14 protein-coding genes are annotated in these 14,173 nt (G+C 65.5%); 8 read left to right on the top strand and 6 right to left on the bottom strand.

What is annotated here, in order from left to right; all coding sequences use genetic code 11:
* Position 1 precedes the first annotated feature (1 nt).
* A complete protein-coding gene (locus KW845_RS02340) occupies positions 2–1,384 on the top strand; it encodes a HAMP domain-containing sensor histidine kinase (RefSeq protein ID WP_218367563.1) in 1,383 nt (460 codons plus the stop codon).
* Between the two features lie 29 nt (positions 1,385–1,413).
* On the opposite strand, the gene chrA is transcribed toward KW845_RS02340, so the two are convergent.
* A complete protein-coding gene (chrA, locus tag KW845_RS02335) occupies positions 1,414–2,622 on the bottom strand; it encodes a chromate efflux transporter (RefSeq protein WP_218367562.1) in 1,209 nt (402 codons plus the stop codon).
* Between the two features lie 152 nt (positions 2,623–2,774).
* Here chrA and KW845_RS02330 point away from each other — a divergent pair, with 152 nt between their 5' ends.
* Positions 2,775–3,479, top strand: a complete 705-nt coding sequence (locus KW845_RS02330; protein ID WP_255592332.1) for a MarC family NAAT transporter — start codon at positions 2,775–2,777, stop codon at positions 3,477–3,479.
* 40 nt (positions 3,480–3,519) lie between these two features.
* On the opposite strand, the gene KW845_RS02325 is transcribed toward KW845_RS02330, so the two are convergent.
* On the bottom strand, positions 3,520–4,161 hold the full coding sequence (locus tag KW845_RS02325) for a TetR/AcrR family transcriptional regulator (protein WP_218367561.1): 642 nt from the start codon (positions 4,159–4,161) through the stop codon (positions 3,520–3,522).
* Between the two features lie 110 nt (positions 4,162–4,271).
* Between KW845_RS02325 and KW845_RS02320 the strand changes: the two genes are divergently transcribed.
* Complete coding sequence (locus KW845_RS02320; RefSeq protein ID WP_218367560.1) at positions 4,272–4,991, top strand: glutathione S-transferase family protein; 720 nt, start codon at positions 4,272–4,274, stop codon at positions 4,989–4,991.
* A 21-nt stretch (positions 4,992–5,012) separates the two neighbouring features.
* Here KW845_RS02320 and KW845_RS02315 read toward each other — a convergent pair whose 3' ends face one another.
* Positions 5,013–5,210 (bottom strand): hypothetical protein, encoded by a 198-nt coding sequence (locus tag KW845_RS02315; RefSeq protein ID WP_218368664.1) that lies wholly within the window; start codon positions 5,208–5,210, stop codon positions 5,013–5,015.
* A gap of 332 nt (positions 5,211–5,542) precedes the next feature.
* Between KW845_RS02315 and KW845_RS02310 the strand changes: the two genes are divergently transcribed.
* Positions 5,543–5,854: a virulence factor gene (locus tag KW845_RS02310; protein ID WP_218367559.1), complete on the top strand. Its 312-nt coding sequence runs from the start codon at positions 5,543–5,545 to the stop codon at positions 5,852–5,854.
* Positions 5,855–6,023: 169 nt separating this feature from the next.
* Here the strand turns inward: KW845_RS02310 and KW845_RS02305 are convergent, their stop codons facing one another.
* The 3 genes from KW845_RS02305 to KW845_RS02295 all read right to left on the bottom strand — a co-directional run bounded on the left by KW845_RS02305 (position 6,024) and on the right by KW845_RS02295 (position 9,252).
* Entirely contained in the window at positions 6,024–6,272 is a 249-nt protein-coding gene (locus KW845_RS02305) for a hypothetical protein (protein WP_218367558.1), read from the bottom strand.
* A gap of 247 nt (positions 6,273–6,519) precedes the next feature.
* Positions 6,520–7,866, bottom strand: coding sequence for a serine--tRNA ligase (gene serS / locus KW845_RS02300; protein WP_218367557.1), 1,347 nt, complete (start codon positions 7,864–7,866; stop codon positions 6,520–6,522).
* Positions 7,867–7,914: 48 nt separating this feature from the next.
* Complete coding sequence (locus KW845_RS02295; RefSeq protein ID WP_218367556.1) at positions 7,915–9,252, bottom strand: replication-associated recombination protein A; 1,338 nt, start codon at positions 9,250–9,252, stop codon at positions 7,915–7,917.
* Between the two features lie 186 nt (positions 9,253–9,438).
* Between KW845_RS02295 and KW845_RS02290 the strand changes: the two genes are divergently transcribed.
* The 4 genes from KW845_RS02290 to KW845_RS02275 are packed head-to-tail and all read left to right on the top strand — an operon-like array spanning position 9,439 to position 14,167.
* Positions 9,439–10,722 carry an amino acid deaminase gene (locus KW845_RS02290; RefSeq protein WP_218367555.1) on the top strand — a complete coding sequence of 428 codons (1,284 nt, stop codon included), beginning with the start codon at positions 9,439–9,441 and terminating at the stop codon, positions 10,720–10,722.
* A gap of 40 nt (positions 10,723–10,762) precedes the next feature.
* Complete coding sequence (locus tag KW845_RS02285) at positions 10,763–12,322, top strand: ABC transporter substrate-binding protein (protein WP_218367554.1); 1,560 nt, start codon at positions 10,763–10,765, stop codon at positions 12,320–12,322.
* 32 nt (positions 12,323–12,354) lie between these two features.
* Positions 12,355–13,296: an ABC transporter permease gene (locus KW845_RS02280; protein ID WP_218367553.1), complete on the top strand. Its 942-nt coding sequence runs from the start codon at positions 12,355–12,357 to the stop codon at positions 13,294–13,296.
* 1 nt (position 13,297) lies between these two features.
* Positions 13,298–14,167, top strand: coding sequence for an ABC transporter permease (locus tag KW845_RS02275; RefSeq protein WP_218367552.1), 870 nt, complete (start codon positions 13,298–13,300; stop codon positions 14,165–14,167).
* Positions 14,168–14,173: the final 6 nt, after the last annotated feature.

The following is a 14,173-nucleotide window of genomic DNA, read 5'->3' as shown; positions in this document are numbered from 1 at the left end:
CATGGGACGCTGGCTACGCACCATCTGGAGCTCGGTGGCGTTTCGCCTGACGCTCAACTACAGCATCCTGGCGCTGCTGACTTCGCTGGTGTCGCTGTTTTTCGTCTATTACCAGAGCGTGAAGATCCTGGAATCGCAATTCTCGCGCCAGGTGCAGATCACCGCGCAGCGCATGAATGCCCATTTCGAACAGGGTGGACTGGCGGGCCTGGCGCGCGAGATATCGCTAGAGATGGCAGATCACGTCAATACGGACACGGAAATGTTCATGCTGCTGGATCCGGTGGGCCGCATGCTGGTGGGCAATATTGCCTGGGATCCTTCCGACGCGCCCTTGAATGGCAGCGGCGTCATGCGCTCGGTGCAGCTGCGGGGCAAGCCAGTGCATGGCTACCTGGTGGCACGCCGGCTGCGCGACGGCTCGACACTGATCATCGGCCACGACCTGCGCGACCTGTATGAACTGACCGACCTGATCAAGAAAGTCAGCCTGGCGGCCACGGGCGTCATTGCGCTGCTGGTATTGCTGGGCGCAGTACTGTTCCGGCGCGTATTGCAGCGCCGCGTCGAGGTCATCCGGCGCACGGCGGCGCAGATCGGTGCCGGCGAACTGGGCCAGCGCATCCCGGCACACCCCAGGCAAGACGAGTTCGCGCTGCTGTCGAGCGACATCAATCGCATGCTGGACCGCATCGAATTGCTGATGCACGGGGTACGCAATGTGTCGGATGCCGTCGCGCACCAACTGCGCACGCCGCTGACCCGCATGCTGGTGCGCCTGCGCAGCATCGACTGGGACCGGGATACGCGCGAAGACATCCGGGCGCGTGTCGACTGCCTGTCGGCCGAACTGGAAGACCTGGTGAAAGTATCGGAAAAACTGCTGCAGATCGCCGAACTGGAATCCGGCACGCGGCGCAAGCATTTCGAGCCCGTGCGCCTGGACGTGATCGCCCGTGATGTCGCCGAGTTATATGAAGCCGTGGCCGAAGACCAGCACGCGGAACTGAGCTTTCACGGCGACGGTGCCGCCCCCCTGCTGGGCGACCCCGACCTATTGGCCGGGGCCATCGCCACGCTGGTGGACAACGCCTTGAAGTACGCGGGCGATACGGCACGCATCCGCATCGAAACCCTGCAGACCGCACGGGAAACCCGCTTGACCGTCAGCGACAACGGCCCTGGCATCCCACCGGAAAAAATGAACCGCATCGGCGAACGCTTCTACCGCGCCCATCGCCATGTGCCCGGCTACGGCCTGGGCCTGGCCACCGTCATCGCCATCGCCAGGCTGCATGGCGGGCACCTGGAACTGAGCAACGCCGAGCCCGGACTTTGCGTACGGCTGCATTTCCCGCGCAACCCGCCCATCGCCGCGGCGTAGCCGACGCCGGATGGCCGGCCCAATGCACATCAGGCCGGGAAGGCTGCCAATAGCGCCCCCGCCGCCGCGCAGCCGGCCACCACCAGCCACGCGGGCAGCCTCCAGACCATCAGCGACGCCAGGGCCAGCAAGGCCAGGGCGAAATCCTGCGGCCGCAGGATCGCGCTGGTCCAGACGGGGTGGTACAAGGCCGCCACCAGCAGGCCCACTACCGCAGCATTGATCCCGGCCAGCGCCGACTGTGCGCGGGCACCGCGCCGCAGTGTTTCCCAGAACGGCAAGGCGCCCGCCACGAGCAGGAACGACGGCAAGAAAATCGCCGCCAGGCACAGCATGCCGCCCACCCAGCCCGAGGGATGGCCTTGCAATGAGGCGCCCAGGAATGCAGCAAAGGTGAACAAGGGCCCCGGCACGGCCTGGGCTGCGCCATAACCGGCCAGGAATATGTCGTTGTCGACCCACCCCGGCGGCACGACTTCGGCCTGCAGCAACGGCAGGACGACATGACCGCCGCCGAACACCAATGAACCGGCCCGGTAAAAGGCATCCACCAGCGCCAGGGCATGGCTGGGGAATACGGCGGCGGCCAGCGGCAGACCGGCCAGCAGGACCCCGAACAGCGCCAGCCAGGCCGCGCCGGCACGGCGCCCGACGCCCATGGGCAGGGGCTCGTGCAACACCTGGCGAGCTTGCGACAGGCATAGCATGCCGGCCACGCAGGCGACGACCAGGACCGCGACCTGTGCCCAGGCGTAAGGCAGGAATATGGCCGCGCATGCGGCCGCAACCATGATGCCGATGCGCCGCGCGTCAGTGCACAGGCTGCGGGCCATGTTCCAGACCGCCTGCGCCACCACGGCCACGGCCACCACTTTCAGGCCATGCAAGGCCCCGGGCGCCAGCGCCTGCCCGAAATGCGCGATGCCCAGCGCGAACAGCACCAGCGCAATGGCCGAGGGCAGCGTGAAGCCCGCCCAGGCAGCCAGCGCCCCCGCATACCCGGCGCGCGACAGGCCCAGTGCCATGCCGACCTGGCTGCTGGCCGGCCCCGGCAGGAACTGGCACAGCGCCACCAGGTCGGCATAAGCGCGCTCGCTGAGCCAGCGTCGCCGCGCCACGAACTCGGCATGGAAATAGCCCAGGTGGGCGACCGGCCCGCCGAACGAGGTCAGGCCCAGGCGCAAGAAGACCAGGAATACGCCCCACGCACGGGTATCTTGCAACGCAGAATTGGCCATGTTGTTGTCTCTGACGATTTGCCAGGATGATATCGGACCCCGTGTTACGGCCATGGCAGCGGCCCGCCGTCCATCCAGTGCTACCATGACCGCCATGCCCGGGCCGGCACCGCCTGGCGCGGGCGTACGCCGGCATTCAAGAGGGGATCCGCTTGATACTCGAATACCTGAAGTACGTCGGACTGGGCCTGGTAGCCTTGCTGCCGGTGGCCAACCCGTTGACCAGCACCACATTGCTGCTGGCCCTGAGCCGGGGCTACACCCCCGCCGAGCGCAACCGCCAGATCGACCGCGCCGCGGTATATGTGGCCACCATCATCCTGGTGTGCTTTTATGCCGGCAACGCCATCATGTCGGGCTTCGGCATATCGATTCCGGGGCTGCGCATCGCCGGCGGCCTGATCGTGGCCTATATCGGTTTCGGCATGCTGTTTCCCGACACCAATCAGAACGAAGCCTCGGTACAGCTGGACATGGCGCCGGACACATCCGGCGTGCATGTAGAGACTCTCCACGGGCCAAGCCGGCCCAAGCCGCGCGACATTGCGTTCATTCCGCTGGCCTTGCCCGGTACTGCCGGGCCGGGCACGATCGCGCTGATCGTCAGCAGCGCCTCGGCCTTGCATAGCCATGGCGGGCTCGCGCCCATTCATCACCTGGCGGTGATCAGTGTCGCGGCATTGGTGGCGCTGTTGTTCTGGGTATGCCTGCGCAGCGCGGAACGGGTGGTGCATGTGCTGGGCGAATCCGGTATCGATGCTGTCTCGCGCGTGATGGGATTCCTGCTGATCTGCATGGGAGTGCAGTTCGGCATCGACGGCATCTTCGAATTGATGGGCAAGACCATGCCCGACTGAGGCCTTGCTGTGGCCCAAGGCCCGGCCATGCGGCACGGCGTCACGCTTGCTGCGGGCGCGGGCGCCTGGCACCAGGCAGCGGCTTCGGCTGGCAGGAACCCTGCGGTTCCAGCAGCGCCAGCGCCGGCCGCACCATGCCTTCCAGCAATTCGCGCTCGGGCCGCGTGCGCGCCATGACGCGTACGCCCATCAGCACGCTTAGCAGCAAACGGGCCAGGTCCTGGGCCGGCTGGGTCGCCGTGATGGTGCCGGCCTGCTGGCCGGCCGCGACACAGCGCAGGAAGAACGCCTCGATATGGGCCAAGACGCCGGCCACCACCTGCTGGAACTCGGCGTCGTGCGGCGCGACTTCCAGCGCGGAATTGATAATCATGCATCCCTTGCGCTGGCGGTCGGCCAGCGAGCGTTCGACGATGTCGGCAAAGAACGCTGCCAGCGCGTCGCGCGGCGGCAGGGATTGCACGCGCTGCACGCGCGCGCTGAAGCTGGCTTCGACGTAATGGTCGAGCGCGCGTCGATATAGCGCGCGCTTGTCGCCGAACGCGTTGTACAGGCTGGCGCCCGTGATTCCCATCGCGTCGGCCAGTTCGCGCACCGAGGTCGCCTCGAAGCCGCGCGCCCAGAAGCAGCCCACCGCCGCTTCCAGCACGCTGGCTTCATCGAATTCGCGGGGCCGGGCCATGATGTCGTCCTTGCATAGTTGCCGGGAATATTGCCGTGCGAGTATTCATGCCGTATTCTAGATCATACGATCTAGAATCGTTCCATCACCTTGCGCCCTGGAGACTACCGATGATCCGCTTTTATTTCCATCCCACTCCCAACCCGGCGAAAGTAGCGCTTTTCCTGGAAGAGACGGGGCTGGCCTATGAAGTGGTGCCGGTCGATACCAGCAAGGGCGAGCAACATGCAGAGGCGTTTCGCGCCATCAACCCCAACGGCAAGGTGCCGGCCATTGTCGATACGCAGGGGCCAGGCGGCGGCGAGGCGCGGGTATTCGACTCGAACGCCATCTTGTTGTACCTGGGCGAAAAAACCGGCCAGTTCATGGGGCTGCCGGCCGACCGCCCGGAATTGCTGTCCTGGCTGTTTTTCCTGGGTACCGGCCTGGGGCCGTTTTCAGGACAGGCTGTGCATTTCCAGTTCGCGGCGCCCGAGGGCAATGATTACGCGGCAAACCGCTACCGACGCGAAGCGGAACGCCACTACCGGGTATTGGATACGCACCTGGCTGGCCGCGAGCATATCGTGGGCAATGCCTATTCGATTGCCGACATGTCGGGCTGGGGCTGGCTGGACCGGGCCGCGCGCGTACTGAAAGGCGAAGCCGACCCGCTGGCGGCCTATCCGAACATCAAGCGCTGGTTCCAGGCCATCGACGCCCGCCCTGCCGCCGCCCGGGCGCGCGAGGTGGGCAAGAACCATGACTTCAAGCGGGTGAATGACGACGAGACCAAGCGCGCGCTGTTTCCGTCGAATTATCCGGAACTGGCGAACTGGGCGCGCCCCTGATGCATCGGGGCGCAGCAGGGGCTACAGCACGGGCGGATCGATCCAGAAAAAGCGTTCGCCTTGCTGGATCATGTCGGCTACGCCCTGGGCTTCCATGCGGAAATCGGTACCCATCAGGGTAGCCCCGCCATCATCATGAATATGGATGATGGCCAGGGGGTCGTTTGCCATGGTGTACCAGTAGTAGCCAGGCTTGAGATCGTGGATTTTGGTGTGCATTGCCAAAGTATATCTACAAACCGCGTGGGCGCACGGTGCCCGCTTTGCCCCGGCGCAGCCCCATGCAGGGCCTTGGGCACGGCGCTTGGTGTATGAATGTAACCGGCCCCTGCTGCCCGCCTGGGCGGCCGCCGATTTCAGTCGATTACATCGTCGGCCTTCTTCCCCGATAAATGCTTATCTTGCAACGCAGCAAGCACGCGGGCCCGGTGCGGACCTCGTGTTGCGGATTGTCGCTATTGCAGCAAGTCCGCTGACGTTCTGCCTGGGGAAAAACCCGACAATGTGGGCGTCATATCAACTCGGCTGCTTGCGCAGCAAGGCAGGTGCACATGAAGAAATGGTTCATAGCCGGCATTGGTGCCGCGGGGCTGCTGATCTCGAGCGCCGCCATGGCACGCGTCGACATCGGCGTATCCATCGGCATCCCGGGTGTGGTGTATCCCGCACCAGTTTATGTGGCGCCGGCACCGGTATACGTGGCACCGCCACCGCCGGTGTATTACCACCCCGCGCCGGTATATCGCCCGCGCTACGTACATCCCGCGCCGGTTTACTACTATGGCGGCAGCCGCCATTGGGACCGCCATCACCACAAGCACTACCGCAAACACGGTCGCGGCCATCACCGCCACCGCCATTAACGCACCACGCGCTCCGGTGCACGGGCGGTTATAGCGCCGCCCGCTTATTCAGGCTGCCAAGGGCAGCCGTTTTTTTGCCTGACGATAGGCCTTTTACCCAGCCGGCCGGCGGCTGGCAGGTAGCGGGCTGGGCAGGCGTCGCGGCGTGCTGGGGGCACGCCACCAGCCGTTATGCGGACGCGTGCGCGAACTCGGGTTCACCATTGAATCGCACTCCGTTGATGCCTTCGAATACCTGCAGACTACTCTGCTCGGCTTCGTTGCGTGTTGCGAACGGCTGCTGGCCCGGTACGGTCCAGCTTTTTTCGGGTGCGTTACCCCCAATGCGGCGGGTCCAGATCCGCACTTGGAAGCCCTGCGTTTCGTTTTCAACGACATCGCAACGTACGCGAAAATCACCGATCATCCTGGAATTCATGTTGAGTCATCCCCCAATTCATTGACGACAAAACCGCCTGTGGCGTATCGGCGCATATTGTGCCCTAAAGATGCGGCCCTTTTTTACGCGCACACATTTGCTGACATCAAAGACCGGGGAATGACGGGCAGCTTAATGGGACGACAAGTCAGGGGTATGACTGCCCACCGGAGGCCGGCGCGGGAATGAGAAACGGAGCCTGCCGGGCTCCGTTGCGAAAAGGGGCGCGACGCGATGCGCCCGGGCCTTACGGCTGCAGCACAGTCAGGCCGCCCATGTAGGGTTGCAGCACCTTCGGCACCACGATGCTGCCGTCGGCCTGCTGGTGGTTTTCCAGCACGGCGACCAGGGCCCGGCCCACCGCCAGGCCCGACCCGTTCAGGGTATGCACATAGTCGGGCTTGCCCTGGGCGGCGCGGAAGCGCGCCTGCATGCGGCGCGCCTGGAAGGTCTCGCAATTCGAGACCGACGAGATCTCGCGCCAGGTGTTCTGGGCGGGCAGCCAGACTTCCAGGTCGTAGGTCTTGGCGGCGCCGAAACCCATGTCGCCGGTACACAGCAGCACCACGCGATACGGCAGTTCCAGCAACTGCAGCACGTGCTCGGCATGGCCCACCATGTCTTCCAGGGCCTGGTAAGAGGCATCGGGCTGGGTGATCTGCACCATCTCGACCTTGTCGAACTGGTGCTGGCGGATCATGCCGCGCGTATCGCGTCCCCCGCTGCCTGCCTCGGAACGAAAGCAAGGGGTGTGGGCGGTCAGGCGCACGGGCAGGTCGGCCACGGCGATGATGCTGTCGCGCGCCACGCTGGTCAGCGTGATCTCGGACGTGGAAATCAGGTATTGGTCTTCGCGCGCCAGCACATTGCCGCGTTCGTCGACCTTGGGATGGTCATCGTCTCCGCCCTTGGTGACGAAGAACATGTCGTCCTTGAACTTGGGCAATTGCCCGGTGCCGTACAGCGTGGAGCTGTTGACGATGTAGGGCGTATAGCACTCGGTGTAGCCATGCTGGCCGGTTTGCAGGTCGAGCATGAACTGCGCCAGCGCACGGTGCAGGCGCGCGATCGGGCCGCGCATGAACGAGAAGCGTGCGCCCGACAGCTTGGCCGCCGTGTCGAAGTCGAGCCCCAGGGGCTCGCCCAGGGCCACGTGGTCTTTGGCCGGGAACGGCAGCGGCGGCGGGTTGCCGTCGGCGGCCGGCTGGCCGGGCAACCAGCGGCGCACTTCGACATTGTCGTCGGCCGAGGCGCCCGCCGGCACGCTGGCGTGCGGCAGGTTGGGCACCGCCAGCAACAGCTCGTTGAGCGACTGCTGCACGGCGGCCAAGTCATCTTCGAGCTGCTTCAGGCGGCCCGGAATGGCTTGCGATTCGGCCAGCACCGCCGAGGCATCCTGGCCTTGCGCCTTGAGCTGGCCTATCTGCTTGGCCAGCGCATTGCGGCGCGCCTGCAGGGATTCGGTCTCGGTCTGGACGGCCTTGCGGCGCGATTCCAGTTCGTTGAACCGTTGCGTGTCGAAGTCGACGCCACGGTCTTTCAGGCGGTCTACGACGGTTTGCAGGTCTTTGCGCAGCAGTATCGGGTCTAGCATGGGCGATGGGGTATAGGTTGACGGAGGACAGCGAGTAGCCAGCGGCTATCACTTTCTGGAGCGTTCCTGGGCATCGAGTTCGCGCAGGAACGCCAGCTTTTGCTGGATTTTAGCTTCCAGGCCGCGATCGGTCGGCCGGTAGAAGGTGGCTTTGACACCATCGGGAAAATATTGCTCGCCCGCGGCATAGCCGTGCGGCTCGTCGTGGGCGTAGCGATAGGCATGGCCGTGGCCCAACTGCTTCATCAGCTTGGTGGGCGCATTGCGCAAATGCATGGGCACCGGGGCGCTGCCGTGTTCGGTGGCGAACTTGCGGGCGGCGTTGTAGGCACTGTAGACGGCATTGGACTTGGCCGCGCACGCCATATAGACCACGGCCTGCGCCAGCGCCAGTTCGCCCTCGGGCGAGCCCAGCCTTTCGTAGATGTCGGCGCCGTTGATGGCGAGCTCGGTGGCGCGCGGGTCGGCCAGGCCGATATCTTCGATCGCCATGCGAACCAGGCGGCGCGCCATGTACTTGGGATCGGCGCCACCGTCGAGCATGCGCGACAACCAGTACAACGCGGCGTCCGGGTCCGACCCGCGCACGGCCTTGTGCAGCGCGCTGATCTGGTCGTAGAACGCATCGCCCCCCTTGTCGAAGCGGCGCAGGTTCTGCGACAGCGAGGTTTCCAGCCAGGCGGCATCGACTTCGTCGCGGCCGGCGGACTGGGCCGATTCGGCCACCACTTCGACCGCGCTGATCAGGCGCCGGGCATCGCCGTCGGCCCAGGCCGCCAGTTGCTCGCGGGCGTCGGGCGTGAAGCGCACCTGCACATCGGTTTCGCGGCCCTCGTTCAGGGCCTGCACGGCGCGGTCGATCAGGAGTTGCAGTTCTTCGGTGCTGAGCGATTGCAGCACGTAGACACGCGCCCGCGACAGCAGGGCCGAATTCACCTCGAACGACGGGTTCTCGGTGGTGGCGCCGATAAAGGTGAACAGGCCGCTTTCGACATAGGGCAGGAAGGCATCCTGCTGGGCCTTGTTGAAACGGTGGACCTCATCGACGAACAAGATGGTGCGGCGGCCCTGCCCTTGCGCGATCTGGGCGGTGACCACGGCATCGCGAATGTCCTTGACCCCGCCCAGGACCGCCGAAATGGCGATGAACTGGGCGTCGAAGCCATCGGCCATCAGCCGGGCGAGCGTGGTCTTGCCCACCCCCGGAGGGCCCCAGAAGATCATGGAATGCGGGCGGCCGGACTCGAAAGCGACGCGCAGCGGCTTATCGGGGCCCAGCAGGTGCGACTGCCCCACGACGTCGGACAGGGCGCGCGGCCGCAGCCGCTCGGCCAGCGGGACATAGGGCCGGTGTGCGGGATCGGCGGCGAACAGATCGTTGCTCATGGCGGCGAAATAGCGACGGCCGCACAGCGGCCAAAACAGTCATTACACCATGGCGGCCCACCCTGCTCTGCCCAGGTACCTGGGCAGCCCGCGTACGGGAAAATCCCAACTGCCGTCTGTAAATTATTTTCACGATAATCAGATTTACGGATTTATACGGTAATTTTTTTCATAAAGGTCGCCCGCATGGAAACTTGCCCGCTCACTTCTCCTGGCCTTTCGATATCGCTGGATGCCGATGGCAAGGGCCTGGGTGCGTTTCCGGCCGACTGGCCCGCCGCGCAGGCAGGCTCGCTGGACTGGAACCTGCTGCGCGAAGACGTCAGCCTGCCGGTGGCCGTGCTGTATGAAGAGCGCATGCGCCACAACCTGCAATGGATGCAGCGTTTCATGGAGGCCTATCGCGTCAAGCTGGCGCCGCATGGCAAGACCACCATGAGCCCGGCGCTGTTTCACCGCCAACTGCAAGGCGGTGCCTGGGGGATCACGCTGGCTACCGCGCCGCAGGCACGGGCTGCCTGTCGCCACGGGGTACGCACGGTGCTGATGGCCAACCAATTGGTGGGCCGGGCCAATATGGCCATGGTGGCCGACCTGCTGCGCGACCCCGGGTTCACCTTCCTGTGCCTGGTGGATTCGGCGGCCAATGCGGCGCAGTTGGGCGATTACTTTGCCGGACAGGGCCTGCGGCTGCCGGTACTGATCGAACTGGGTGTGGCCGGCGGACGTACCGGCGTGCGCGACGATGCGCAACTGCAGGCGCTGCTGGCCGAGCTGCAACGCTGGCCGCAAGCCTTGGCATTGGCCGGCATCGAGGTATACGAAGGCGTGCTGCAGGATGAAGACAGCATCCGCACGTTGTTGCGGCGCGCGGTGAACGCGCTGCGCGCCCTGGCGGCCGGCGGACGGCTGCGCCAGGACGGCCCGGCGGTGATCACCGGGGCCGGCTCGGCCTGGTTCGATGTGGTGGCAGAGGAATTCTCGGGCCTGGATATCGGCATGCCGCTGGATATCGTGCTGCGCCCGGGCTGTTATCTGTCGCACGACGTGGGCATCTACCGCAGCGCGGCCGAACGCATCGCCGCCCACAACCCGGTTGCCCGCCGCCTTGAGCCTGGCCTGCGGCCCGCCCTGCAAGTATGGGCCTATGTGCAATCGGTGCCCGAGCGCGGGCGCGCCATCGTGGGCATGGGCAAGCGCGATGCGGCCTTTGATGCCGGACTGCCGGCGCCGGCCGTGCACTACCGCCCGGGCAGCGCGGCACCCTTGCCCGCCCCGGGCCACTGGAAACTGAGCGCCATGATGGACCAGCATGCGTTCCTGGATATCGACGCGCACGACGACATCCGCGTGGGCGACATGATTGCCTTCGATATTTCGCACCCTTGCCTGACATTCGACAAGTGGCGGCAGGTGCTGCTGGTTGACGAGCAGTACCGGATCACCGGCGTGGCGCCCACTTTTTTCTGACCGCCACGGCATGTAGTTGACCCCCACTGGAGACAGACCCATGAACTTCTGTACCTTCCGGCGCCGCGGCGGACTGCGTGGCCTGCTGGCCGCCGGCACGATCGGCCTGGCGGCCCTGTCGGCCCCGGCGCTTGGCGCCACCCCGGTCAAGGGCGGTACCGCCGTGGTTGCCACCATCGGCGAACCGCCCACGCTGGACCCGATGGCCAGCACGGCCGACCTGGTCGGCATCCTGACCCAGCACATCTTTGAAACGCTCTACACCTTCGACGCGAAGTGGAACACCACCCCGCTGCTGGCCGAGCAGTTGCCGCAGATCAGCGATGACGGCCTGACTTACACTATCGCGCTGCGCCAGGGCATCACCTTTCATGACGGCTCGGCCATGGATTCGGCCGACGTGGTGGCATCGCTGAAGCGCTGGACCGAGACCGCCTCGCGCGGCAAGCAGGCCGCCAAGCTGATCGCCGCCATCGAGGCGCCCGATGCCCATACCGTACGCATCGTGCTCAAGCAACCCTACGCGCCGCTGACCGCCCTGCTGGCCATGAACAACAGCGCCGCGGTGGTGATGCCGCAAGAGAAGCTGGCCACGCCCCTGAAGGAATTCATCGGCACCGGGCCCTACCTGCTGAAGGCACGCGTGCCCGACCAGTACATCCAGCTGGTGCGCTACGACGGCTACCAGCCGCGCGATGGCGAGCCCGACGGCTACGGCGGCGCACGCAAGCAGTATCTGGACGAGATCCGCTTTGCGCCGATCAGCAACGCCAACACCCGCGTCGAGAGCGCTGCCGCCGGACAGTACGATTATGTGGACGCGCTGCCGGTCGAATCGATCGCCAAGCTGAAGAATGGCCGGTCCGATCCGATGCTGCTCAAGCCTTTCGGCTGGCCGCGCCTGGTGCTCAATACCCGGCAAGGCATCATGTCCAGCCTGCCCGCGCGCCAAGCCGTGCAGCGTGCGCTGAATGAAGAAGACATGCTGTATGCCGCCTTCGGCAACAAGGACTTCTACAGCCTGAACGCCGACCTGTACCCGCAAGGCTTTCCGTGGGCCACCAAGCTGGGCGACAAGGTCTATAACCAGGGCGATGTCGCCGGCGCCAAGAAATTGCTGGACGACGCAAAAATCGAAGACCGCACGATCCGCATCCTGACCAGCCAGCAATACGAGTTTCACTACAAGATGGCGCTGGTGGCGGCCGAATACCTGAAAGCGGCCGGCTTCAAGGTGGACATGCAGGTAGTGGATTGGGCCACGCTGACGCAGCGCCGCCAGGACCCGGCCCTGTGGGACATCTTCATTACCCACAGCCCATTCCTGCCCGAACCCGCGCTGATCGACTTCCCGTCGAAAGACGCGCCGGGCTGGTGGGACACGCCGCGCCGCAATCAGGTGCTGGACGCCTTCAACCAGGCCGGCACGCCTGAAGAACGTATCAAGCGCTGGACCGACGTGCAGCAGACGGTGTTCGATGAGGTGCCCTTCATCAAGGTGGGCGACTTCAACTCGCTGGCCGCGAAATCCCCGGCCCTGCAAGGGGTGCAGCCCGCGCCGTGGCCGTACTTCTGGAACGCCTGGAAGGCCGCCAAGTAGCGCCCCCGGGGCCAACCTGAAAGGATGCGACCGTGCTGCGCTATCTGTTGAACCGCCTGGTGGGGCTGGTGGCGGTGATGTTCATCGTGGCCACCATCGTATTCGTGATCCTGCGCATCACGCCGGGCGATCCTGCCGCCGTGATGCTGGGCCCGCAGGCCAGCCAGCAGGATATCGATACCCTGCGCGCGCGCCTGGGGCTGGACCAGCCCATGCCCGTGCAGTACGCCACCTGGCTGGGCCAGCTTGCGCGCGGCGACCTGGGCCAGTCGATTTTCCTGGACAAGCCCGTGCTGGCGGCGCTGGCCGACCGCGCCGAGCCCACTTTCTGGCTGACACTGATGTCGCTGGCCATCGCCAGCGCCATCGCCTTGCCTGTTGGCATTCTGTCGGCAGTGCGGCGCGGCACGGCGCTGGACCAGTCGGTGGTGAGCTTTTCCATGTTCACGTCCAGCATACCCAGCTTCTGGCTGGGGCTGCTGCTGATGCAGATATTCTCGGTAAAGCTGGGCTGGCTGCCGGTGGCTGGCTATGGCGGCCCCGACGCCAGTATCGCCACGCGGCTGTCGCACCTGGTGCTGCCGGCCATCGTTCTGGGCCTGGTGAACTCGGCGCTGATCACCCGCTTCATCCGCGCCAGCATGCTGGACGTACTGCGCGATGACTACGTGCGCACCGCGCGCGCCAAGGGCCTGCCCGAATACAAGGTGATCATCAAGCACGCGGCGCGCAATGCGCTGATCCCGATTCTTACCGTGCTGGGCCTGACCACGGCCTTGCTGGTCAGCGGCGCCGTGGTCACCGAGACCGTGTTCGGCCTGCCCGGCGTGGGCAGCCTGGTGGTGTCGGCCGTGCTGCGGCGCGACTACCCGGTCATACAGGGCGCGCTGCTGGTCATCGCCGCCATCTATGTGCTGATCAATCTTTTCATCGACCTGCTGTACCTGCTGGTCGACCCGCGGGTGCGCTACTGACATGGCTATTGCGATCACTACCGGGGCCGGCGCCGAACGCTGGCAGATACTGCGCCTGCTGGTGGCGCGCAAGACGGTGCTGATCAGCGTGGCCGTGCTGGCCGTGCTGGTGGCGGCGGCCGCGCTGGCCCCCTGGATCAGCCCATTCGATCCGTACAAGCTGTCGATCATGAATCGCCTGCAGGCCCCCAGTGCCGCACACTGGTTCGGCACCGACGATTTCGGCCGCGACGTATTCAGCCGCGTGATCCACGGCGGGCGGCTGTCGCTGGCGGTGGGCTTCCTGGTGGTGCTGCTGTCGGGCGTGCTGGGTATCGCGCTGGGACTGGTGGCGGGATTCTTCCGCGGCGCCGACAAAGTGGTGTCGCGGCTGATCGACGCGATGATGGCCTTTCCCGATATCCTGCTGGCCATCGCGCTGGTGGCGGCCTTGGGGCCGTCGCTGCTGAACGTGGTGATCGCGCTGGGCATCGTGTATGCGCCCCGCCTGGCCCGCATCGTGCGCGCCTCGACGCTGGTGATCCGCGAGCTGCCGTTCGTGGAAGCCGCGCGGGCGCTGGGCGTGCCGACACGGCGGATCGTCACGGTGCACGTGCTGCGCAACCTGGTCTCGCCCATCCTGGTGCAGGGCACCTTCATCTTCGCCTATGCCATCCTGGCCGAGGCCGGGCTGTCGTTCCTGGGCGTGGGCGTATCGCCCGACATACCCACCTGGGGCACCATGATCAACGCCGGGCAGCAGTACATGGGCTCGGCCGACTGGATCATGGTGTTTCCCGGCATTGCCATCGTGTTGTCGGTGCTGTCGCTGCAGCTGGTGGGCGATGGCCTGCGCGACGTGCTGGACCCGCGCCTGCGCAAGGAACTCTAGGATCCC

The sequence above is a fragment of the Bordetella sp. BOR01 genome (assembly GCF_019218885.1).
Lineage (GTDB): Bacteria > Pseudomonadota > Gammaproteobacteria > Burkholderiales > Burkholderiaceae_B > Bordetella_A.
This window is presented reverse-complemented; position numbering and strand designations above follow the sequence as displayed.

What these genes read in the sequence shown, in the direction of transcription:
- KW845_RS02340 (WP_218367563.1), top strand. Translation starts at nt 2, where the DNA reads ATGGGACGCTGGCTACGCACCATCTGGAGCTCGGTGGCGTTTCGCCTG.
- chrA (WP_218367562.1), bottom strand. Translation starts at nt 2,622, where the DNA reads ATGGCCAATTCTGCGTTGCAAGATACCCGTGCGTGGGGCGTATTCCTG.
- KW845_RS02325 (WP_218367561.1), bottom strand. Translation starts at nt 4,161, where the DNA reads ATGGCCCGGCCCCGCGAATTCGATGAAGCCAGCGTGCTGGAAGCGGCG.
- KW845_RS02320 (WP_218367560.1), top strand. Translation starts at nt 4,272, where the DNA reads ATGATCCGCTTTTATTTCCATCCCACTCCCAACCCGGCGAAAGTAGCG.
- KW845_RS02315 (WP_218368664.1), bottom strand. Translation starts at nt 5,210, where the DNA reads ATGCACACCAAAATCCACGATCTCAAGCCTGGCTACTACTGGTACACC.
- KW845_RS02310 (WP_218367559.1), top strand. Translation starts at nt 5,543, where the DNA reads ATGAAGAAATGGTTCATAGCCGGCATTGGTGCCGCGGGGCTGCTGATC.
- KW845_RS02305 (WP_218367558.1), bottom strand. Translation starts at nt 6,272, where the DNA reads ATGAATTCCAGGATGATCGGTGATTTTCGCGTACGTTGCGATGTCGTT.
- serS (WP_218367557.1), bottom strand. Translation starts at nt 7,866, where the DNA reads ATGCTAGACCCGATACTGCTGCGCAAAGACCTGCAAACCGTCGTAGAC.
- KW845_RS02295 (WP_218367556.1), bottom strand. Translation starts at nt 9,252, where the DNA reads ATGAGCAACGATCTGTTCGCCGCCGATCCCGCACACCGGCCCTATGTC.
- KW845_RS02290 (WP_218367555.1), top strand. Translation starts at nt 9,439, where the DNA reads ATGGAAACTTGCCCGCTCACTTCTCCTGGCCTTTCGATATCGCTGGAT.
- KW845_RS02285 (WP_218367554.1), top strand. Translation starts at nt 10,763, where the DNA reads ATGAACTTCTGTACCTTCCGGCGCCGCGGCGGACTGCGTGGCCTGCTG.
- KW845_RS02275 (WP_218367552.1), top strand. Translation starts at nt 13,298, where the DNA reads ATGGCTATTGCGATCACTACCGGGGCCGGCGCCGAACGCTGGCAGATA.